This window comes from Plantibacter lichenum, from assembly GCF_050587525.1.
Lineage (GTDB): Bacteria > Actinomycetota > Actinomycetes > Actinomycetales > Microbacteriaceae > Plantibacter.
The window spans coordinates 203,273-226,169 of sequence record NZ_JBOBFT010000007.1 but is presented as its reverse complement, the minus strand read 5'-3'; the positions used below and the strand labels follow the sequence as shown (position 1 = coordinate 226,169).

Sequence of the window (22,897 nt, the reverse complement as noted above, 5' to 3'; positions counted from 1 at the left end):
GAGCAACTCATGGCGAACATCAATGTCAACTACAGCGAGATCAAGCAGGCCGCCCTCAACCTCACGACCGGCAAGGCCGAAGTCGAGTCGACGCTCAACCGTCTGCAGACCCTCATCAACAACCTCGTGACCTCCGGCTTCCAGACCGACACCGCCTCCGGCACGTTCAACGAGACCTACACGGCCTTCACGCAGAGCGCGACGACCACGATCGGTCACCTCGACAAGCTCTCCGGCTACCTCAACAACGCGGTCTCCACGCTCGAGCAGACCGACGCAGCCCTCGCAGCCGGCGCCGGTCACTGAGTCAGCTGAGCTGAACCAGCCGCACTGAACCAGCACCGGTTTACCAACCGAACGGTCCGCTCGCACCGGCATCACACCGGGCAGCCGACCATCAGGCCATCGAGACCATTCGTCCGAGTCCCTGAACGCAACACGCACACCACCGGTGTGCGCCGAGCGTTCAGGGACCGGCCCGCCCGAGGAGCGACGTCGTGTACGGGGACACCCAACAGATCAGGCTGCGAGCCGCCGAGTTCCGCACGCTCGCAAGCGATGTCCGTACCAGGGCGACGCAGTTGCGAGCCGCGACGGGCCTCGAATGGACCTCGACGGCAGCAGACAGATTCACCGAGGACCTCACGGAACAGGCGACGAAACTCGATGCCTCCGCCCGGCAACTCGACGACGCGGCGACGAAGCTCGACGCCCACGCCGACGCCGTCGACCACGTGAAGCAGGCCATCGAGGACGCCGCCCGCTGGGTCGGCGACCGCTGGCACGACGCGACGAAGCTCGTCGGCGGGGCCGTTGAAACCGTCAAGGACGGCGTCGGGAAGGTCTTCGAATTCTTCGGCCAGGAGGTCCCCGACTTCCTCGTCCACCAAGCCAAGGAGATCGTCTCCTCCACACCGGCGCTCCCCAGCCCGGGCAGCAAGGACTGGCTCGACCTGTCCGACCTCTACCGCAACCGAGGATGGACCCCGTGACCGGATCGAACAGCAGCACGACGAACAACACCTCGAGCAACACCTCCAACAGCACCTCGAACGGCAACTCGAACGGCAACGGCATGACGGGTCCCGGAGCATCGGCCGCCGCGTTCCTCCTGTCGGCGGACGAACTCCACGTCCTCGAGAGCCGCAGCCCCCACATCGTCCTCCCCGCAGCGTTCAGCACGCGCTGGGAGTCGAGCCTCGACCCGGCCGAGATCGATGCGCGTGAACGCACCGCCGTCGAACGCTTGACGAGCCGCGGCATCCTGAGCGCAGGCAGCGCAGCTACCAGCCACACGAGCCCGATCCCCGCTGATCTGACGGACCGCGTCAATCCGGACTTCGGCCGGTTCATCTCGATCCCTCAGTTCGCGACCGTCACGATCGATGCGACGTCGTGGACACTCGACCGCACGGCCGTCCAGTCGATCTCCGCACTCGGGGGGTTCGCCGTCGAACTGCTCCGCACCCAGCGCGTCGACCACACACGCGTCGCTGACGGGAAGGGCGCGGCAGCGCAAGACGAGGACGCCGTGGAGATCCGCGCGTTCACGATCGACGGCGTCGCCGATCAACTCCTCCGCCCGCTCACCGCCTGGGACGACTCCACGGAACGTCCCGGCCGCACCCGTGAGACGGTCGTCCTGTCGCTCATCGACGCGGAAGCACTCGTCCTCGCGCTCCGCGACGCACGCCCGGAGGTCCTCGCGGCCGTCCTCGACCGTCTCCAGAGCCCCGGCGCATCGGCCGTCTTCGGCGGCATCGCAGCGCGCATCGACGGCGGGTTCCGCTTCGATCTGCTCTCGCGCGTCTCCGGCAGCCGGATGACCCGCGTCTGGCTGCGGAGCGCCGACGGCTGGGTCGCCGTCGCGATCGACCACCCGGACGTCACTCCGGACACGACGACGGAAGCGTTCCGGGACGGCACCAGGGTCGCCGTGAAGGCGGTCCGGAAGGCGGACATCGTGTCGGAGATCCTCACCCTCGGCGCACTCCTCGTCGGAGAAGCCGCACGACTCCAGGGAGACGCAGCATGAGCGACGTGACCGTTTCCGGAGGCGCGGGAGGCATCGGCGCCAAGCTCGACGACATGCGCCTGCAAGCGCAGCAGTTGTCGTCGCTGTCCTCCGACCTCGTCGAGCAGGCGATCGCCGCGGGCGGCAAGGCGGCCGACGGCGACCTCCTCGAATCGATGGTCCTCTCGCCTGTCACGGGCGCAGCGGCGGAGGGCGCGATCGTCGTCGCCTCCGGTTCGCTGCTCCTGGTGGCCACGCAGACGGGTGTCGCCGCGATCTTCCTCGAGGGCGCCGTCATCGCCTATGAGACAGCCGACCAGGCGCTGGCAGCCCTGACGACAGCCCTGCACAACGGCGTGGCGTTCGTCATCGGTGTCGTCGCCATCCCGTTGGCCCTCGTGACCGCGGCTGGCGCGGCCGCGGTCGGCATCGTGTACGCCGTGGGCGTCGCGGGCTACAACGTCGTCGCGGAGGGTGTCGAATCCGTCGTCGAGGGCGCCCAGAAGACGCTCGACCAGGTCGGCGAGAACCCCTGGCTGCTCCTCAGCCCCGCAGGCGTCGCCGGTGTCTTCGCGAGCAACACCATCCAGTCCTACTCGCCGCAGGAGGTCGTGGACCGAACGCTCGCCACCTACGCCGCATCGCTCGCCGCCCTGCAGGCCATGGCTCCAGGCGTCATGCAGGACGTCAACGAATGGCTCGGCGAGAACGCGTGGATCGCGGACATCCTGACCGATGGCGCGCCAGGGCTCCTCGCCGGTCTCACCTTCGTCGGCGGCCCGTTCCAGCCGCTCGTGAACGCAGGCATGAGTGCGCTCACCGGTCAGCCGTGGCCGCCGCTCAGCTACGAGGACGCGATCGCGGCCATCGCCGGCGGCGGAGGGACGTTCGGGCTCTTCGACGACGGCACGGGCGGGCTCGCGGTGGACCCGAACGATCCGTCGAAGCCGCTCGCGGTGACACAGGACCGCGACGTCAACGGGCTCGGTGACCTGCTCCAGGGGTCGGCGGACATCGATAAGGGCGAGAGCGAGCTGAGCAGCATCCGCGTGATCCACTCCGACGGTCCTCCGCCGAGCTGGATCGTCCAGATCCCGAGCACGCAGGTGTGGGATCCGCATGGCGGCGCGATCTCCAACGACCTCACCTCCGACATCGCCGCGATGCAGGGGAACCAGACGGCCCTGGCCCAAGCGGTCAAGGACGCGATGATCGCCGCGGGTGTCAAGCCGACGGATCCGGTGATGCTCGAAGGATTCAGCCTGGGCGGCATCACGGCCGGTCAGATGGCGTCGGACCCGAACCTGGGGTTCAACGTCACGCATGTCGTCACGGCCGGATCGCCGATCGCCCGGTTCGACATCCCGAGTGACGTGCAGGTCATGTCGCTCGAGTTCCATGAGGACCCGGTGGCTCGTCTCGACGGTCGCGGCAACCCGGATTCCGGCAACTGGACCACGGTCCAGAGCGATGCGCCGAGACTCGGCGGGAAGAATCCGGAGACGGTCGATCCCGGTATCGCCGGCGCGCACAACGCACAGCGCTATGAGATGCTGGCCGACCAGGCGACCACGTCGGGCGATCCCAGCGTGGACGCGTACCTGGATTCCGCGAAGGGCTTCTTCAGCGGTGACCAGACCGTGACCGACTACAGTCCGACCCGGAAGTGACGGGGCGGCGACTCCGCCGCACCAGACAGTGAGATCCTCCATGCGCACCAGCACCATCGTCAGATCGGGCATCGCCTCCGTCGTCCTGATCGCAGTCCTGAGCGGGTGCGCGATCGGCGCCCCGTCGGCGAAGCGGTCGCCGTCCCGGTCGCTCGCGACGGTCGAAGCGGCCGTGGCGGAGGTACCGGGGGCGACGTTCTCTGCGGCGAGAGCCTGGGACGGGACGACCGCGTACGTGACTGCGACGCTGAAGGCGTCGGACGCGTTCACCGGCGATCCGGCCCAGCTCGTCGACTACTCACTCGCCCAGCTCGCTTCGCAGGACGAGGTCGACCGTGGTCGGTTCGTGCGTTTCGCCTTCGAAGCCCCGGGGCAGACGGTCGAGACGACGAGGGCGCTCCTCGCCTCCCTGGACGTCGATTCGGACCAGTACGCGGGTGGTTCCTCGCTCGAACTGGCGAGTTCGGACCTGGACAAGCGCTACGGCGCCTGGCCGGCGGCGGTCCCGGAGCTTCCCGCGTCGCTCGGCGCGACCGGCTGACCGTGCAGGTCATCGACACGCCGCGCTCGACGCACACGATCCGGAGCGAGGGGCGCACGGACGTCGGGCACACGCGTGCGCTCAACGAGGACGCGTTCTACGCGGGAGCGCCCGTCTTCGTCGTCGCGGACGGGATGGGCGGTCACGAGCGGGGCGATGTCGCGAGCCGCGAATTGGCGGCGGCCGTGCAGCGCGGCATCCCCACGGGCTCGCCGACGACGACGGAGGCCGTGGTCACGACGATCGTCGCCGCGAACTCCGTGATCCGCGCGATCCCGACGCCGCAGGGCATCGTCGGCACGACCGTCGCGGGGCTCGCTCTCGTGACCCTCTCGCCGCAGACGGACAGCCACTGGATGATCTTCAACGTGGGCGATTCGCGCGTCTACACCTGGACGGACGGTGTGCTCCGTCGCATCACGGTCGATCACTCTGCGGTGCAGGAACTCGTCGACGCCGGCACGATCACGGAGGCGGAGGCGTCTGTCCACCCCGACCGCAACATCGTCACGAAGGCGATCGGCGTAGAACTCGGTATCGACCCGGACGTCTGGCTCATGCCTGCCGTGGGCCGACAGGGTTTCCTGCTGTGCTCGGACGGGCTCACGGGTGAACTCTCGGACACCCGCATCGCCGAACTCATGGGCGACGGATTCGACGGCGCGGCGGAACGCTTGGTGCAGGCTGCGCTCGACGCCGGCGGGCGGGACAATGTGACGGCGCTCGTCGTCGACGTGCAGTCCTCGTCGACGGAGGAGGCCGGACCCGGATACGATGACGGCGATCATCTCGGGTATCTTGAAGAGACGATTCCGCGAACCTAGGAGGGTGGGCCGTGTTCTCGTACGATGCGGAGCCCGCCGGTACCCGGCGCTGGCTCGCCACGGCCGCGGCCGGGAGGCTGTTGCTCGTCGACTGCGCCGGTGACGCGGAGGCCGCCGCCGCGTTCGCGGCGACCGTCCCGGACGACGCGTCGCTCGCTCTCGTCCTCGACCGCCTCGCCGCTGGAGGACTGTCCTCGACCCCGTCGTTCGCCGCTGCCGCCTGGGACGCCGACGGGGTGACCGTCATCGTCCGCGGTGCTGCGACCGCGACGGTCGTCTCGGCCGACGGCGCCACCACGGTGAGTGCCCCGCAGGCCACGACCTGGATCGAGGAACGGCATCCCGCCGCGACCTCGGTCGTTCTGAGTGGATCGACAGGAGGCCCGGGGACGCCGTTGCCGATCGGCTCCGGCTCGGTGTGGGCGAGCAGCATCACGGCGCCGCTCGGTGCTGCGAACGGTGCGCCTGAGCGGGTTGCGGCTGCCGTGGCGGCGCCGGCTGTAGCAGCGCCGGCCGTCGCACCGCCCATGGCCCCGGCCACCGCCGAACCCGAATCGCGGCCCGTGCCAGACACCCGTGCTCCGGAGGAGACGCAGTTCTTCATCGACGGCGACGACGACCTCGACGGGGCGGAGGCTCCGCCCGTCGACCCCGCGAACGATGAAGCCGATCTCGGTTACGACTACCTGTTCGGGCAGACGGTCGTCCGGCCGGTGGGCGCCGCCGCCGTCCACGAGCCCGGTTCTGAGGCAGAGCGTGATGCGGCACAGGCCGTGCAGCCCGCAGTGCAGGCCGCTGTGCCCGCGCCAGCATCGAGTCCTGTGCCCGAACCCGTTGTGCCCGAACCCGTTGTGCCCGCAGACGAGGCGACCCCGCTCGGGGACCACGACGGACACACGATCTTCGCCGAGGACCTCGCCGCTCTCCGAGCAGGTCGTGCGCAGCAGCCCCAGTCGCAGCAGACGCAGCATCCGCAGCAGTCGCACTCGTCACCGACCCCCGCCGTTGCACCGCGCATGTTCCTCGAACTGCCGGGCGGACGCCGACAGTCGCTCGACACCCCGGCCGTCCTCGGTCGTGCGCCGAGCGTCTCCCAGGTACCGGCATCGGTCGTTCCGGCCCTCGTGACGGTCGCGGGGGAGGACATCTCCCGCAGCCACGTGCGCGTCGGCGTCGAGGGCGGAACAGTCGTCGTGACCGACCTCCACTCGCGGAACGGCACGCAGGTCGTCCTGCCCGGCCGCGATCCGCAGTCGCTCCGTCCGGGCGAACCGACCCCGGTCATCGTCGGCACCGTCATCGACCTCGGCGGCGGCGTCACGCTCCGCGTGCGGGAGGGCTAGTGCGGCGCTCACCATCGACGCCGCCCCAGATCCCCGGGCTGCGCTTCGAACGGCTGCTCGGCTCCGGCGGGTTCGCCGACGTCTTCCTGTACGAGCAGCAGCTGCCGAGACGTCAGGTGGCGGTCAAGGTCATGCTCGCGGAGCATCTCACCGAGCAGACGCGTGAGGCGTTCGTCGCGGAGGCGAACCTCATGGCGCAGCTGTCCGCGCACCCGTACATCGTGACGATCTACACGGCGGACGTCGCGCCGGACGGTCGTCCGTACCTCGCGATGGAGTACTGCGCGGGTCCGAGTCTCGCCGAGCAGTACAAGACCCGAGCGTTCAGTGCGGCAGACGCCCTGCGCACGGGCGTCCGTCTCGCGAGCGCGGTGGCCACCGCCCACTCGGCGGGCATCCTGCACCGCGACATCAAACCGGCGAACGTCCTCACGAACGCCTACGGGTGGCCGGCCCTCACCGATTTCGGGATCTCCTCGACGGTCGAGGTCGACCTTCCGACGCAGACGGTCGGTGCAGCTGCCGATGCCGACGGCGCGTCGGGGACGAGCGGTACGCAGTCGGTGGGCATGTCGATCCCGTGGTCGCCGGCGGAGATGTTCGACGACGCCCCGAAGCCCGATGTGCGCTCGGACGTCTTCTCGCTCGCGGCGACCGTCTACACGCTTCTCGCCGGACGGACGCCGTTCGAAGTGCCAGGGCAGCCGAACGGCGCCGCGGACCTCATCAGCCGCATCGAACGCGGAACCGTCACCCCGCTCGGCCGTGATGATGTCCCACGTTCGCTCATCGCCGCGCTCGACAAGGGACTGTCACGCGATCGCGGCGACCGATTCGACACGGCCGTCGACTTCGCCAGGGCACTGCAGCGGGTCGAGATGGAGCTGTCCTACGCGCCGACCCCCATCGACGTCCCGAACCTCGTCCAGCCGCAGCACGGTCGTCAGACGACGGGCGCCGCGGGCGCTACGGGCGCCTCGGCCGATGAGACGAAGGTTCGCGCGGTTCCCACGATCGAGGCGCAGCCGCTCCGTCCTGCCGCACCGGGAACCGCCGCACCCGGGACGACCGTCGACGAGACCGTGGTGCGCGGTGCCATCCCGCACGCCGTCCAGCCGGTCGCGCCGCCGGACGAGACGGTCCGCCGGAAGACGTCCATCGCGCCGTCGAACGGTCCGGCCGCGCGTGCAGCATCGACCGACGCACGTGCGAGCACTCCGTCCGAGCAGACCCGCACTGGCCTCGGCCGCGGCGCGAAGGGGTCGATCATCGCCGCCGTGGTCGTGCTCGTCGTCGGGGGAGTGACCGCGGGGATCGTCCTGCCGATGCTGTCGCCGGCACCGGCGCCGACGAACGGTCCGAACGCCACGGGAGCGCCGATCCAGGTGGACGCCGTTCCAGCTCCGGAGCCCGTGAGCGTCGAACCCAACGCGGACGGCACGGCCGTGACCTTCGTCTGGAAGAACCCGGACCCCGAGGACGGCGACCGGTTCGTCTGGCAGCGCACCGACGGCCGGAAGGACACGCGGAAGACGCCGACGACCGAACCGACCGTCACGATCAGCGAGCTGACGCCGGGCCAGAACGTCTGCATCGAGGTCTATACGGTGCGTGCGGGGGTCACGTCCGCCGATGCGCTGGAGTCCTGCCTCGACGGCTGAGCGAGACAGCACCGCCCGAAGGAACACTGCACCGCCCGAAGGAATACAGCAGCACCCGAAGCATCACTGCACCACCCGAAGACAGCCCACACCGAACGACACAGGGGAACGGATCGGAACCGATGAGCGTGCATCTCGAATTCTGCGGCGAGCACTACCAGGTGAGCGAGGACGCACCGTTCCTCATCGGCCGTGAAGGCGATCTCGTCGTCGACGAGAACCCGTTCCTGCACCGCACCTTCCTCAGCATCACGCACGAGAACGGCCTCTGGTGGCTGTCGAACATCGGCAACGCCCTCTCGGCGACCGTGACCGATGCGACGGGCAACGTCCAGGCGTGGCTCGCGCCGGGTGCGCGGTTGCCGATCGTGTTCCCCGAGCTGCAGGTGCTCTTCAGCGCGGGGACGACGACCTACGACTTCACGATCTTCTCCGATCGTGAGTACTTCACGCCGTCGCAGTTCACGACGACCGATGCGGGGACCACGACCGTGGGACCGATCCACCTGACGAGCAGTCAGCGGCTGCTCATCGTGGCGCTCGCCGAACACGTGCTCACGCAGTCCTCGCCCGGCAGGGGCGAGATCCCGGCATCGGCCGCTGCGGCGAAGCGCCTGGGGTGGAGTCAGACGACGTTCAACCGCAAGCTCGACAACGTGTGCGACAAGCTCGACAAGTTCGGCGTGCAGGGGCTGCGCGGGGGACCGGGGAAGCTCGCGACGGGGCGCCGCGCACGACTCGTGGAGTACGCCGTTTCGACGCGCATGGTCGACGTCAACGACCTGCCCCTGCTGGATCGCGCGGCGGCGGAAGCGGCCGAGGCGGCTGGTGCGGTGGCCGGCGCAGGGCCAGCCGCGGCAGCAGGCGGCACTCCCGCCGCCGGTCTCCGGAAGCCCGCCGCACGCTGATCGAACGGTTCTCGGGGGTAGCCCGGATGTGAGCTGGGCGAGGTGAGGGTAGGGCCTCTGAGATCGATTTCGGCGAACTCTGCAACCCGTGCAACAAATTCACAGGTGTTTGTTAGAGTGGTCCCCGGTCGCGGCCGGGGGCTTCGGCGAAGCGACGATCAGACGGGGGAACGTGAGTAACTGGAGCGGATGGCTGCGCAAGCGGAAGACCGCTGCATCGGTCACGGCGTTGTCCCTCCTCGTCGGTGTTCCCGTCGCGGCGGCGATCATCCACCAGGGGTTTCCCGTCACGGAAGTCGACCTCTCCGCCCGTGACGTGTGGGTCACGAACGGCGAATCGCTCCTCGCCGGCCGCCTGAACAAACAGATCTCCGAACTGGACGGCGCCGTCTCGACCGCATCGAACAACACGGATGTGTTGCAGAACGGCGACGACGTCTTCCTCCAGGACAAAGCCCTGTCGTCCCTCGAACGCATCGATCCGGCGTTCACGAGCCTCGTCCAGCGGGTGACGCTCCCGGTCGGCGCTGCGCTGTCCTACGGCGGCGACCGCATCGCCGTCGTCGCCGGCGAGACGGGCAAGCTGTGGTCGGTCGACACCGCCGGCGAACTCCGGTTCGATCCGGTCGAGACGAAACCGGTCGCGAAGATCGGCAAGAGCGGTCAGGCCGTCGTCACATCGAAGGGCACGATCCTCGCGGTCTCGCCGACGAAGAAGCTCCTGTACCGGATGGCCGTTGACGGCAAGCTCACCTCGAGCGCCCTGCCCTCCCTCGACGACGGCTACCAGCTGAGTGCCGCCGGCGAACAGGCCGTCATCCTCGACGTCAAACGGCACGAGCTCATCCGCCAGGACGGGACGACGACGGAGCTCCCCGGCAAGCCGCTCAAGATCCAGGCGCCCTCCGCCTCCGATGACGCCGCCGTCGTCGCGACCGGTGAGAGCCTGCTCAAGGTCCCGCTCGGCGGCGGCGACATCGAGACGCTCGACGCCGAGATCGTCACACCCGCGAAGACGGCCGACGAGGTCACGGCGCCCGTCTACCTCGACGGCTGCATGCACGGCGCGTGGGCGTCCGCGAGCCGATATGCAGCGGAGTGCGCGGGCGAGAAGCCCGTCACCCCTGAGATCACTCCGGAGACGGTCGGACAGCAGCTCGTCTTCCGGGTGAACAAGTCCGTCATCGCGCTCAACAACGTGCAGACGGGCAGTGCGTGGCTCGTGCAATCGAACATGCGCCTCGTCGACAACTGGGACGAGGTGACGCCGCCCCAGCAGGAGGACGGCGAGGAGGGCGACGAGAAGGCGTCGGAGCAGTCCTTCGAGGACACGCTCGCCGAGCGCACGGAGGAGAACCGGCCGCCCATCGCGCGCGACGACACCTTCGGCGTCCGCCCGGGCCGGGCCACGGTCCTCCCGCTCCTCGACAACGACTCAGACCCCGACGGCGACGTCCTCACGATCCAGAACCACTCCGACATCGCTCCGGAGGCGGGGACGCTCGAGACGATCGACGGAGGTCGCGCCCTGCAGTTCACGCCGGCGGAGGGCTTCACCGCCGGCACAACATCCTTCCGCTACTCCGTCAACGACGGGCGTCCAGGCGGCGTCGCCGAGGCGGCCGTCAGCATCACGGTCCGCCCGCCGGAGGTCAACGAACCGCCCGCCTCGCACCGCGAAGCAGCCGTCTCGGTCGAAGCCGGGCAGACCGTCACCTACAACGTGCTCGCGGACTGGCGGGATCCCGATGGTGACGACATCTTCCTGCAGTCCGCCTCACCGGCTTCCGGCGACCTCGTGCGGTTCACCCCGGACGGCTTCGTGACCTTCACCCACACCTCGCCCGAGATGGGCCCGCGCGACGTGAAGTTCGTCGTCTCGGACGGCACCGTGTCCGCAGAGGGCACGCTCAAGGTCGACGTCCAGCCCGCCGGTGCGCTCAACCCCATCGGAACGCCCGACTACGTCTCGACCTTCGTGGGCGAGCAGGCGGTCGTCCTGCCGCTCAAGAACGACCTCTCGCCGAGCGGTGCCCCGCTGAGCCTCCTCGGCGTCGAGGCGCTGCAGGGCGGCGTCGTCGCAACCCCGAGCCTCGAGAAGCAGTCGGTCACGGTCTCGGCCAACGAGGCCGGCTCCTACTACCTCAAGTACACGCTCGGCGCCGGCATCGCATCGAGCATCGGCCTCATCCGGGTGGAGGTGCGCGAGAAGCCGGACACGGTCGTCCCGCCCATCCCCGTCAAGGACACGGGCTACCTGCGCCCGAATGAGACCATCACGATTCCGGTGCTCACGAACGACGTCTCACCGAGCGGGCAGGTGCTCGCCGTCCAGTCCGTACAGGTGCCGGACGAGTCGAAGGCCCTCTCCGTCGAGGTCCTCTCGAGTGCCGTCATCCGGGTCTCGTCATCGACGCCGCTGACGGGACAGCTGCAGTTCAGCTACACGGTCTCCGACGGCACGGGCACGGCGGATGCAGCCGTCACGATCGTCCCGGTGCCGCCGCTCGCGAAGCATCAGGCCCCCGTCGCGAACGACGACGTCGCAGTGGTCCGAGCGGGTGACATCGCGAACGTCGCCGTGCTCGCGAACGACTACCACCCGGACAGTGCGGCGATGCTCGTCGACCGCGAACTCGTCGAGGCGCCGAGCGCCGGCCTCGCGTTCGTCGACGCGGACCAGGTGCGCTTCCAGGCGCCCATGGAGCCGGGCACGTACACCGCGACCTACCGGGTGACCGACACCTTCGGCGAGGCCGATACGGCGACCGTCACGTACAACGTCGTCGGTGAGGACAAGAAGAACAACCAGGCGCCCGTCCCGCAGGTGCTCACCTCCCGCGTGTTCGCCGGCGCGACCGTCAAGGTCGAGGTGCCGCTCGACGGGCTCGACCCCAACGGCGACTCCGTCGTCCTCGACGACATCGCGTCGGCACCGCTCCTCGGCCGCGTCATCTCGAAGACGAGCACCGGCTTCGTCTACGAGGCGTCGCCGGACGCGTCCGGCACCGACACCTTCCAGTACCGCGTGCGCGACACCTACGGCGCCGTGGCCGTGGCATCGATCAAGATCGGCGTCATCGGTCGCCCCGCGGTCGACGGCCAGCCGAACGCCGTCGACGACTACATCGAGCTGCAGCCGGGCAAGGTCGCCTCGGTCCCCGTCCTCGAGAACGACTCCGACCCGAACGGCTACCGGCTGAAGACGTCGCCGAAGCTCCTCGCCGTGGACGAGGGGCTCACCGCCGAGGTCGCGAAGAACCGCGTCATCGTGAACGCGCCGGAGGACGAGGGCTTCTTCACCGTCCGCTACGAGATCACGAACGGCAAGGGCGGCATCGACAGCGCGTTCGTGCAGGTCAACGTCACGAAGGACGCGAAACCGCAGTACCCGTCGGCGATCGACCACGTGATCGAGGTCGCGGACATCGTCGGCAAGCAGACGATCGACATCGACGTCCTGAAGGACGCGCAGAACCCCGGCGGACTGATCGACGACCTCGTGCCGACGCTTGAAGGAGCGAACGCCGCGTCCGCGGCCGTGCGCGACGGCGGGACCATCCGGGTGACCCTCGGCGAACGACGCCAGGCGATCGCGTACCGGCTGACCGACCCGGTCACCAAGCTGAGCGGGGCCGCGTTCCTGATCGTGCCTGCGGCGACCGACGGCATCCCGCCCTCGCTCAAGGCGAACCTGCCCGAGCAGATCGTGAAGGTCAACGAGACGCGGCAGTGGAAGCTGGCCGACTTCGTCCAGTCGTCCTCCGGCGCCAAGGTCACGATCGGCGATCGCTCCACGGTCTCCAACTTCAAGGGCGACGGGACGTCGAGTTACGTCGACGACGACACGATCACCTTCACGCCGTTCAAGGACTACCGCGGCCCTGCATCGGTCAGCTTCGAGGCGACCGACGGCAAGCAGAGCGCGATGCTGACGCTCCCGATCACGGTCGGCGACCCGAACCTCGAGGACGTCCCGCCGACCTTCACCCCGCCGGACGTGACGATCGAGGCCGGCGAAGCGCCCATCACCCTCGACCTCCGCTCCTCGAGCAACCACCCGAACCCGCGTGTGCTGGCGGCACTCAACTACTCGGGCCTCACGGGCTCGACGGCCGGGGTGCAGGCGACGCTGTCCGGTTCGCAGCTGACCGTCTCCGCCCCCATCGGGACGCAGCCGGGCACCGCAGCGACGCTCGGGGTGACGGTCGGATACAAGGAGTTCTCCGTGCCCGGCACGATCAACGTGCGCGTCGTCTCCTCGACCCGTCCGGTCGCCAGGGCCGCGGACGACGTCGTGCAGGAGGGCCGCAAGAACAAGGCCGAGACGATCGACGTCACGGCCAACGACTTCAACCCGTTCCCGCAGACGCCGCTCAAGGTGCTCGACGCGACGGTCGACGCGGCACCGCCCGGCGGGGCGACCGCCGTCGTCACGAACAACAAGATCGTGGTGACGCCGGGCCCGTCGAAGAGCGGCACCGTGAGCGTCGTCTACACGATCCAGGACGCGACGCTCGACCCCGCACGCAACGCGAAGGGGCGGGTGACGGTCACGGTGAAGGACGTGCCTGATGCGCCTGGGATCGCGGTGAGTCGCACGGCGACGGGCAAGGTCTACGTCGTCGTCGAGGGGTCGAAAGCGAGCAACGGCGCAGAGATCACTTCACATACCGTCTCGTGGAGCGGCGGGGAGAACAGAGTCTGCCAGCCGGGTGTCGAGTGCTCCTTCGACACGACCAACGGCAAGAGTTATACCTTCAGCGCGTTCGCGACGAACTCCGTTGGCAACAGCCAGTCCTCGTCTTCAGTGAGTGCCACTTCGTACGGGCAGCCGGGTGCGCCGACCGGGCTGAGCATCTCCAGTAGCGGGGATGCGCCAGCGGTCCTGACCTCGAGCTGGACACGTCCAGCCGATGACGGCGGCAACATCGAGAAGTACGTGTACCGGGTTATGAAGGGCGGCTCCACCTTCGCCGGCACGGACTACGGGAACACTCGCGTGACCAACGGTGGCGCGAGTGCTGGAACCTACGACCTGTACGTGCAGGCGTGTGGCAAGGGCGGATGCGGTCCAGAAGCCGGCCCTGTCTCCGTGTCCGTGAAGGATCCGCCGCCGCCCGCGCCGACCGCTTCACTCTCGAAGTCCGGACCCCCGATCGCGTGCGGAACCGGTGGCGGCGGTTGCCACCGCGTCGGCGTCTCCTACGCGGACCTCCCGAACGGCAACTACAACGTCGACATCCTGCGGGGCGGATCGCCCATCGGCACGACCATGAACATGACGGTCGGCGGTTCCGGTTCCTTCGTCCACGTCAATCACCTCGGCGTGATGGTGAATGACACCGTCTCCGTCCGGTTCTACAACACGGCCAACGGGCAGAGCTACACGCTCGGCACCATCTCAGGCGCCGCCTGGGACGCGATGTAGCCGGGCCCACCCTTCCCCATCCCCAACCCGAAAGACACACACCCATGGCAGTCACGCAAGAGCAGGCCGACTGGTTCGCCGACGCGTTCGGCAAACTGGTCGACAACGTGGAACAGGCGATCCTCGGCAAGGAGCACGTCATCCGACTCGTCGTCACGGCGATGCTCTCCGAAGGGCACGTGCTCCTCGAGGACTACCCGGGGACGGGCAAGACGGTCCTCGCGAAAGCGCTCGCGAACACGCTCGACGGCACGAGCTCACGCATCCAGTTCACCCCAGACCTCCTGCCGTCCGATGTCACGGGCGTGACGATCTACGACCAGGGCAAAGGGATCTTCGAGTTCCACAAGGGCCCGATCTTCGCGTCGATCGTGCTCGCCGACGAGATCAACCGTGCGTCGCCGAAGACGCAGTCAGCGCTCCTGGAGGTCATGGAGGAGGGCATCGTCACGATCGACGGCACGGGCTACGACGCCGGCAAGCCGTTCATGGTGATCGCCACGCAGAACCCGATCGAGCAGGCGGGGACCTACAAGCTGCCCGAGGCGCAGCTCGACCGCTTCCTCATCAAGACGACACTCGGCTACCCCGACCGTGAGACGTCCGTGAGCCTCCTCCTCGACGCCTCGAACCGGGCACGCGCCACCAAGGTGCATCCGATCATCGGCTCGTCCTCCGTCATCACGATGGCGCAGCTCGCCTCCGAGGTGCACGTGGACCAGAGCATCCTCGAGTACGTCGCCGACGTCACGGCCGCGACCCGCACCGACAAGGACGTCGCGCTCGGCGTCAGCATGCGCGGGGCCCTCGCCCTCGTGCGAGCGATGAAGACGTGGGCGATCTCGCAGGGCCGCACCTTCGTCACGCCGGACGACGTGAAAGACCTCGCATCGGCCGTGCTCGCGCACCGCATCATCATCGACCCGGAATCCGACTTCGCCGGCGTGACCGCCGAGGACGTCATCAGCCGGGTCATCGTCGGCATCGATCCTCCGGCGTACCGCGCCGCATGAGCATCAGCACCCCGCCCGCCGAGACGCAGCAGGAGGCGCCCGTCGAGGCATCGCGCCAGACGGATGCCGAGTCCGCTGCGTCTCCGGCGCGCCCGACGATCCGTGAGCGGGTCGTCGGAGCGGGTCACTCGGTCGCGCGGGTGGCCGGTCCGTGGCTGCGGGTGCTCTGGAGCTACATCCGTCCGGTGGCAGAGCTCGTCAGCCCGCTCGGCTGGGTCGTGCTCGTGGTCGGTCTCGTCTGCACCGTCACTGGCCTCGTACTGGGCTGGTCCGAGCTGCTGTTCCTCGGCCTCGTCCCGCTCGCGGCGCTCGTCGTCTCGATCGCGTTCCTCTTCGGCCGGTCGACCTTCGCCGTCTCCATCCACCTGAATCCGACGCGCGTCGTCGTGGGGGAGCGGGCGTTCGGTCAGGTCCTCGTCTCGAACCCGGGGAGCCGTGCGACGACGCCGACCCGCCTCGAAGTTCCTGTCGGGAACGGGATGGCCGAGTTCGCTCTGCCGGCCATCGCGGCGGGGGACGAGCACGAGGAGCTGTTCGCCGTCCCCACGAACCGTCGCGCGGTCATCCTCGCCGGCCCTGCGGTCTCCGTGCGCGGCGACCAGCTCGGCCTGCTCCGCCGCGAAGTGCGCTGGACGGGGCTCGTCGAACTCTTCGTGCACCCCCTCACGACCCGACTGCACCCCACGGCCGCCGGACTCATCCGCGACCTCGAGGGCCAGGTCACCAAGAAGATCACCAACACCGACATCTCCTTCCACGCGCTCCGCGGCTACGTGCCGGGCGACGACCGTCGCTACATCCACTGGAAGTCGTCCGCCAAGACGGGCGAGCTCATGGTGCGGCAGTTCGAGGAGTCCCGCCGCTCGCAGCTGACGATGGTCATGACGAGCGACGAGCGCTACTACGCCGACGCGGACGAGTTCGAACTCGCGGTCTCGCTCACGGCCTCGATCGCGACGCAGGTCATCATCGACCAGGTCCAGATCAGCGTCGTGACCGATCAGCTCGCGCTCCGCACCCACACCGTGACCTCCTTCCTCGACGACTCCTGCCGCCTGCAGCTCGTGCGCGACGTCCACGACACCCCGCGGACCTTCGCGCGGGAGACGACGAAGCGCCTGCCCGCGCCGAGCGTCGTCATCATCGTCGCCGGATCGCACCTGCAGGCGCCCGAGTACCGCGGCATCCAGCGGCTCTTCGGGCCGGACGTCAACGTCATCGGCATCCGTGTGGAGACGGGTGCCAAGCCATCCATCAAGGACGTCGCGGGCATGTCCGTCATGACCCTCGGCAGCCTCGGCGATCTCGCCAGAGTGATGGCGAGGGCGATGTGAGCGAGGAGCAGACCCGGGTCCGGCCGCAGAGCGCCTCGACGGCGGCGGACGTCAACGTCCAGGGCATCGTGCCCACCTTCGTCGCCCCGTGGCCATTGCCTGCGCGCTCCTGGATCGACCTCGCGGTCGTCTTCGTCCTGGCCGGGATCGGCATGCTCGGTTTCGGCGCTGCGCTCGGCGGGACCGGGTTCCTCCTCGCCGGTCTCGGCGGCCTCGTCGTCGGCCTGGCCGTCGGCGTCGCCTCGCACGCGCTCAAGCTCGGTGCGGTCCTCACCGCCCTCGCGACCGTCGTCGCCTTCTTCCTCTTCGGCAGTGCGCTCGCGATGCCGGCGGCCGCGACGATCGGCTTCCTTCCGAACCTCACGACGCTCAGCGGCCTGAGCATCGGCTCGGTGTTCGGCTGGAAGGACTTCGTCACCCTCGCCGCACCGCTCGAGGCGCCCGCCTACATCATGACGCTGCCGTACCTGTGCGGCCTCATGATCGGTGTCGTCGCCGCGGTTCTCGCCGTCCGCTGGCTGCCGCGCCGACCGCAGCTCGCGAGTCGTTGCGCCGTCGTCCTGATCGGCCCGATCGTGCTCTTCGCGACCTCGGTCCTGCTCGGCACCTCGACGCCGTTCTTCGCGGCCGTCCGCGGCATCCTGTTCGCGGTCATCGCGCTCGTGTGGTTGGGCTGGCGTCCCGCCGCGGGACGTGGCGAGAACGTCGCGGCATCGACCTCCGCGGTCCTCCGGCGCAAGAAGTTCCTCGGCGTGAGCCTCCTCGCCGTGTGCGCGATCGTCCTCGGTGGGGGAGCCGCCTTCGCGGCGACGCCGCCGACCGACGGGCGGTTCGTGCTCCGCGAAGCGATCACCCCGCCGTTCGACCCTTTCGACTACCCGAGCCCGCTGTCCGGCTTCCGCTCTTACACGAAGGACCTCGACGACACGACGCTCTTCACGGCGACGGGACTGCACCCCGGCGACCGCCTGCGCATGGCGGCGATGGACAGTTACGACGGCAAGCTCTGGACGGTCGCCGGGCCGTCCGACGCGACCGACGGATCCGGCGCGTTCCAGCTCGTCGGCTCCACGATGCCCGAGCCGAAGCTGCTCACCGAGGGCGGCACGCGCGACGTGACGATCGACGTGAGCGGCTACCACGACATCTGGCTGCCCGGCGTCGGCTACCTGTCCTCGCTGCAGCTCGACGGGAAGACGGCGAAGCGATCCGAGGACGTCCGGTACAACGCGACGAGCGGCGCCGCGGTCCTGACGAGCGGCGTCCGCGCGGGCGACCGGTACGAGGCGACCGCCGAGACGCAGCGTGTGCCGAACGACACGGCTCTCGCATCCACTCCGACGGCCGACGTCACGCTGCCGCCCGTCACCAACATCCCCGACATCGTCGTCGCGAAGGCGTCGGAGCTGGTCGGCTCGGAGACGGCGCCCATGGCGCAGCTGCGGGCGATCGAGCAGACGCTCCGCACCACGGGCTTCCTGAGTCATGGTCTCGCCTCGGACACGACGCCGTCGCGCGCCGGGCACGGCGCCGACCGGATGGCGGAGCTCTTCACCCGCACGCCCATGGTCGGCGATGAGGAGCAGTACGCGTCCGCGTTCGCGCTCATGGCCCGTTCCCTCGGTTACCCCGCACGTGTCGTCATGGGGTTCGCACCGGAGGTGACCGAAGGGCAGTCGAGCGTGAAGGTCACTGGGCACGACGTCACCGCGTGGGTGGAGGTCCCGTTCGAGGGCTACGGCTGGGTGGCGTTCTCGCCGACGCCGGACGAGACCGAGATCCCGCAGGACCAGGACCCCAAACCGAAGACCGAGCCGCAGCCGCAGGTGCGTCAGCCCCCGCGCTCCGACAACATCGACGACAGCCTGCTGACCGACGCCGACATCGATGACGGCGACGACAAGGACAAGCAGAATCCGTTCGTCGTCCCGGAGTGGGTCTGGTGGCTCGCGGGGGCGATCATCGTTCCGTTGGCCGTCTACGGCATCCCGTTGCTCGCGATCCGCGCCGCAAAGCGCCGACGTCTGCAGCGGCGCCGTGGCGCCCCGACGGGTGATGCGCAGGCCGCAGGGGCGTGGGACGAGCTCATCGATCGGTATGCGGAGGCCGGGTACACGATCCCCGAGCACAGCACACGGAGCGGGATCGCCACGGCGGTCGGCGCGCAGCTGGTCGAAGCCCCGGCTGCGCTCCCGGCGCTCGCCCGCGAGACCGATGCCGCCGTGTTCTCCGGCGACGACGTCGATGCGGCGACGGCCGATCGCCTGTGGGCCGAGGCCATCGCGACGAGCGAGGCGGCGACCGCGGAGCTCGGCTGGTTCCGACGACAGGTGAGCCGATTCCGCCTGCGGACGAAACGCAGTCTCGGCTCCGTGCTGCGTGTGCCGGACCGACTCGCGAAGCGCATCGGCCAGCGTGACTGATCGGGATCATCGCATCGCCCGTGCGTCCGTTCCGCTCATCGGGCCCGACCCGGTAGCGTAAGGCCCCATGGAGCGTGTCCTCGACACTGCGGTCGCCGGGGCCGTCGACGCCTGGTTGCGTTGGCTGCCGCGTTGGCACCCGTCGAGCCATCGGGGCCGCACGAGGGTCTGCCGCAGGTGTCTCGGGTCGCCCGTCCTCGCCGCCGCCGGTCTCACGACCGACGTCCCGCACGCGGTGCAGCACGGGCTCGCGACGCGCATGAAGACGATCGTCGATCACGCCGTCGCCGAGTACACCGACCGCAACCTGCCGCTCCTCCGCGGTGAACTGCGCGATGCCGACGCCCGTGCGGCGGCCAAGGCCTACCGTCCGGGGGAGGGCCTCGACCCCGAGTTCGACGGCCTCCAGCTGGACCCCGATCCCGACCCAGAGCAGCCGTACCTCTTCACCCTCGCCGAACTCGGCACCGAGCCCGCCGACATCGTGTCCCAGCCGGTCCCCGCGCCGCTCTCCGACGCGGAGAAGCAGGCCCTGCGAGCAGAGATCGCCCTCGCCGACGAATGCGCGAACGATGTGGGGCGGCGCGTCTGCGAGTTGCTCATCGGTCATCGGCGCCGCATCCACGACGGCATCGCCCGCTATGTGGAGCCACAGGTGGCAGCGCTCCTCGACGACCTCTCGCTCGAACTGGACTCGCCCAGATCCCCCTGGTGATGCCCGTCGCTGCCGCGCGGATCGGCGCGTCCCTGGCCTCCCTGAATGGGGAGCTCTCCCCATGGTCGGCGGTCGAGGCCGTCACTATACTTTCACCCAATGCACAGTTTTCTGTGCAGGCACATTCCACTGCCTTTGGGGGCGCAGCACCATGACGAACACCGACAACCCGAACCAGGCACCAGAGGAACCGGAGCGTCAGCCCGAGCAGAGCGGTGCGCAGGAGCCCGTCGCGCCCGTGTCTCCGGTGCAGCAGCCTGTGCCTCCGGTGCAGCAGCCCGCGCCTCCGGTGCAGCAGCCCGCAGCCCCCGCGCAGAACACCTTCGCGCGCCCCGATCAGAACGCGCCGCAGCCTCAGCCTCCGGTCCAGCCCTCTGCGCCGCAGCAGTTCGGCGGACCGCAGCACACCGGCCAGCAGCCGACCGGTCAGTACGGCCAGCAGCCGACCGGCCAGTACGGCCAGCAGCCGACCGGTCAGTACGGCCAGCAGCCCTCGCAGCCGCAGCGCCCGTACGGCCAGCCTCAGCAGCAGCAGCCCGGTCCCGTGAACCCGAACCAGACGCAGCCGACCGTCGCCTTCGGCGCGCCTCCCCAGCCCGGTCAGCCCGGTCAGCCGGGTCAGTACGGCCAGGGTCAGCCGGGTCAGTACGGCGCCCCCGGAACGCCTCAGAACACCGGCCAGTACGGGTGGAACGGGCAGCCGCCGCAGCCCCCGAAGGAGAAGAAGCGGCTCAGCAAGGGCGCGCTCACGGGCATCATCGCTGGCGGCAGCGTCCTCGTCCTCCTCATCGTCGGCGGGATCGTCGGCGTCGGCATCGGCAACGCGACCCACGCGCCCGAGGTGACGGTCAAGGCGTACCTCGACGCGCTCAAGGCAGGCAAGGCCGAGCAGGCGCTCTCGATGACGGGCGCGGAGCGCTCCGACGCCGACGTCCTCCTCACCGATGAGGCGTACTCGCAGGCCACGCAGCGCGTGAGCGCGTACACGGTCGGCCGCACGCGCACGAGCGGCGACACCGCGACCGTCGCGGTCCGGATCAAGCAGGCCGGTGAGACCTTCGAGCAGGACTTCACGCTCACCCGCACCGGCAAGGACGCGGTCATCTTCGACAAGTGGAAGCTCAACGCACCGGAGCTCACGACACTCGAGGTCGACGTCGCGGCTCCCGCCGACGCTGGCGTCACGGTCGCCGGCGTCGAGCTGAAGGACGTCGAGCCCGTCACCGACGGCGTATACGAACTCCGCGCGTTCCCCGGCACCTACGACGTCGCCCTCGCGGACAGCAAGTGGTTCTCCGCGGAGGAGTCCGAGGCGACGGCGCTCGGCTTCGGCCAGGCCGCCGCGCCGGCGCTGCTGACCGCGACGCTCACCGACGAGGGCACGAAAGCGGCCGACGCGGCCGTCAACGCCTACATCGACGGCTGCGGCGCAGCGACCACCCTCGAACCGGACGGCTGCCCCTTCGGCATCAAGAACGACACCGGCTACACGCCCTCCGACGTCAAGTGGACGTTCGACACCCGGCCGACCTTCTCGGTCGGCGAGTTCTCCGGCGGCTCCTGGAACGTCGACGGCGAGACAACGGGCCGCATGTCGATGACCTGCACGCTCACCAACCCGGCGAACGGCGCGACCGGCCCCGGCTACAGTGTCGCCCCGGTCAACTTCCAAGTGCGCGGGACGATCACGGCCTTCGACGACAAGGGCGCGACGTTCGTCCCCGCACCCGTCCTGTAGCGCCAGTCACCGCTCCACCCGGACATGCAACACGCGCTCGGCGCGGGCGCACCACGCGGTGCACCCGCGCCGAGTCTGTGAACGGCCCCCGACTGTTTGACCGCGTTCCCACCAGCGGCTAACATTGATTCAGTGTGCGCTTTTGTCGTGCGCTCTCGTGATGTCCGGATTCGCAAGAACCCGGAGGTCCGGAGAACGTCAGGCCGCAGGCACATACGGGTGGATCCGGGAACCGGATCGCCCCCACGGCATAACCCACCACGCTAGGCAAGGCACACTCGTGCTCTGCCGGTGGGTCCATATGACCTCGCGCAGCGGGCAACCGCAGCGCGAATGCTGACATTCAGTACCGCTGTCACCGTGCAGTAACCATCAAGGAGCAAGTAGTGCCAACCATTCAGCAGTTGGTTCGGAAGGGCCGCAGCCCCAAGGTCACCAAGACCAAGGCGCCCGCCCTGAAGAGCAACCCGCAGCAGGCCGGCGTATGCACTCGTGTGTACACCACCACCCCCAAGAAGCCGAACTCGGCAATGCGCAAGGTCGCCCGCGTGAAGCTGCGCAACGGCACCGAGGTCACCGCGTACATCCCCGGTGAAGGCCACAACCTCCAGGAGCACTCGCTGGTCCTGGTTCGCGGCGGTCGTGTCAAGGACCTCCCCGGTGTCCGCTACAAGATCGTTCGCGGCGCCCTCGACACGCAGGCCGTCAAGAACCGCAAGCAGGCTCGCAGCCGCTACGGCGCGAAGATGGAGAAGAAGTAATGCCTCGCAAGGGTCCAGCTCCGAAGCGCCCCGTCGTCGCCGATCCCGTATACGGCGCACCCATCGTCTCCCAGCTCGTCAACAAGATCCTTCTTGATGGCAAGAAGGGCCTCGCCGAGCGCATCGTCTACGACGCACTCGAAGGCGTTGCGGCGAAGAACCAGCAGGACGCCGTCGTCACCCTGAAGAAGGCGCTCGACAACGTGCGCCCCACGCTCGAGGTGCGTTCGCGTCGTGTCGGTGGTTCCACCTACCAGGTGCCGGTCGAGGTCAAGCCTCACCGTGCCAACACCCTCGCGCTGCGCTGGCTCGTCAGCTACGCCAAGGGTCGCCGCGAGAAGACCATGACCGAGCGTCTCCAGAACGAGATCCTCGACGCGTCGAATGGTCTCGGTGCAGCCGTCAAGCGTCGTGAAGACACGCACAAGATGGCCGAATCGAACAAGGCGTTCGCTCACTACCGCTGGTAGTCGGCGCCTGATGAGGAGGCCGACCGCGAAAGCGTCGGCCTCCTCATCTCT

At 69.1% G+C, this 22,897-nt stretch carries 17 protein-coding genes; all 17 read left to right on the top strand.

Annotated features, from left to right (window positions below; genetic code table 11):
* Positions 1-9: 9 nt before the first annotated feature.
* Complete coding sequence (locus ACQ3HB_RS11790) at positions 10-306, top strand: WXG100 family type VII secretion target (RefSeq protein WP_430920245.1); 297 nt, start codon at positions 10-12, stop codon at positions 304-306.
* A gap of 191 nt (positions 307-497) precedes the next feature.
* On the top strand, positions 498-992 hold the full coding sequence (locus ACQ3HB_RS11785; protein ID WP_430920243.1) for a WXG100 family type VII secretion target: 495 nt from the start codon (positions 498-500) through the stop codon (positions 990-992).
* Entirely contained in the window at positions 989-2,035 is a 1,047-nt protein-coding gene (locus ACQ3HB_RS11780) for a hypothetical protein (protein ID WP_430920242.1), read from the top strand. The genes ACQ3HB_RS11785 and ACQ3HB_RS11780 overlap by 4 nt, the downstream gene beginning before the upstream one ends.
* Positions 2,032-3,684, top strand: a complete 1,653-nt coding sequence (locus ACQ3HB_RS11775) for a hypothetical protein (protein WP_430920241.1) — start codon at positions 2,032-2,034, stop codon at positions 3,682-3,684. Before ACQ3HB_RS11780 ends, ACQ3HB_RS11775 begins: the two co-directional genes overlap by 4 nt.
* A 40-nt stretch (positions 3,685-3,724) precedes the next feature.
* Positions 3,725-4,225, top strand: coding sequence for a hypothetical protein (locus ACQ3HB_RS11770; RefSeq protein ID WP_430920240.1), 501 nt, complete (start codon positions 3,725-3,727; stop codon positions 4,223-4,225).
* Between the two features lie 2 nt (positions 4,226-4,227).
* A complete protein-coding gene (locus ACQ3HB_RS11765) occupies positions 4,228-5,049 on the top strand; it encodes a PP2C family protein-serine/threonine phosphatase (protein ID WP_430920239.1) in 822 nt (273 codons plus the stop codon).
* A gap of 11 nt (positions 5,050-5,060) precedes the next feature.
* Complete coding sequence (locus tag ACQ3HB_RS11760) at positions 5,061-6,392, top strand: FHA domain-containing protein (protein WP_430920238.1); 1,332 nt, start codon at positions 5,061-5,063, stop codon at positions 6,390-6,392.
* Complete coding sequence (locus ACQ3HB_RS11755) at positions 6,392-8,053, top strand: protein kinase domain-containing protein (protein ID WP_430920237.1); 1,662 nt, start codon at positions 6,392-6,394, stop codon at positions 8,051-8,053. Before ACQ3HB_RS11760 ends, ACQ3HB_RS11755 begins: the two co-directional genes overlap by 1 nt.
* 122 nt (positions 8,054-8,175) lie before the next feature.
* Positions 8,176-8,961 (top strand): hypothetical protein, encoded by a 786-nt coding sequence (locus tag ACQ3HB_RS11750; RefSeq protein WP_430920236.1) that lies wholly within the window; start codon positions 8,176-8,178, stop codon positions 8,959-8,961.
* 172 nt (positions 8,962-9,133) lie between these two features.
* Entirely contained in the window at positions 9,134-14,392 is a 5,259-nt protein-coding gene (locus tag ACQ3HB_RS11745) for an Ig-like domain-containing protein (protein ID WP_430920234.1), read from the top strand.
* 44 nt (positions 14,393-14,436) lie between these two features.
* Positions 14,437-15,405, top strand: a complete 969-nt coding sequence (locus ACQ3HB_RS11740; protein ID WP_430920233.1) for an AAA family ATPase — start codon at positions 14,437-14,439, stop codon at positions 15,403-15,405.
* Positions 15,402-16,739, top strand: a complete 1,338-nt coding sequence (locus ACQ3HB_RS11735; RefSeq protein WP_430920232.1) for a DUF58 domain-containing protein — start codon at positions 15,402-15,404, stop codon at positions 16,737-16,739. The genes ACQ3HB_RS11740 and ACQ3HB_RS11735 overlap by 4 nt, the downstream gene beginning before the upstream one ends.
* Positions 16,736-19,162 (top strand): transglutaminase TgpA family protein, encoded by a 2,427-nt coding sequence (locus ACQ3HB_RS11730; RefSeq protein ID WP_430920231.1) that lies wholly within the window; start codon positions 16,736-16,738, stop codon positions 19,160-19,162. Before ACQ3HB_RS11735 ends, ACQ3HB_RS11730 begins: the two co-directional genes overlap by 4 nt.
* A 67-nt stretch (positions 19,163-19,229) precedes the next feature.
* Positions 19,230-19,877 carry a spermidine/putrescine ABC transporter substrate-binding protein gene (locus ACQ3HB_RS11725; RefSeq protein ID WP_430920230.1) on the top strand — a complete coding sequence of 216 codons (648 nt, stop codon included), beginning with the start codon at positions 19,230-19,232 and terminating at the stop codon, positions 19,875-19,877.
* 151 nt (positions 19,878-20,028) lie between these two features.
* Positions 20,029-21,615, top strand: a complete 1,587-nt coding sequence (locus tag ACQ3HB_RS11720; protein WP_430920229.1) for a hypothetical protein — start codon at positions 20,029-20,031, stop codon at positions 21,613-21,615.
* A gap of 386 nt (positions 21,616-22,001) precedes the next feature.
* A complete protein-coding gene (gene rpsL / locus ACQ3HB_RS11715) occupies positions 22,002-22,376 on the top strand; it encodes a 30S ribosomal protein S12 (RefSeq protein WP_347867121.1) in 375 nt (124 codons plus the stop codon).
* Entirely contained in the window at positions 22,376-22,846 is a 471-nt protein-coding gene (gene rpsG, locus ACQ3HB_RS11710; protein ID WP_430920228.1) for a 30S ribosomal protein S7, read from the top strand. The genes rpsL and rpsG overlap by 1 nt, the downstream gene beginning before the upstream one ends.
* Positions 22,847-22,897: the final 51 nt, after the last annotated feature.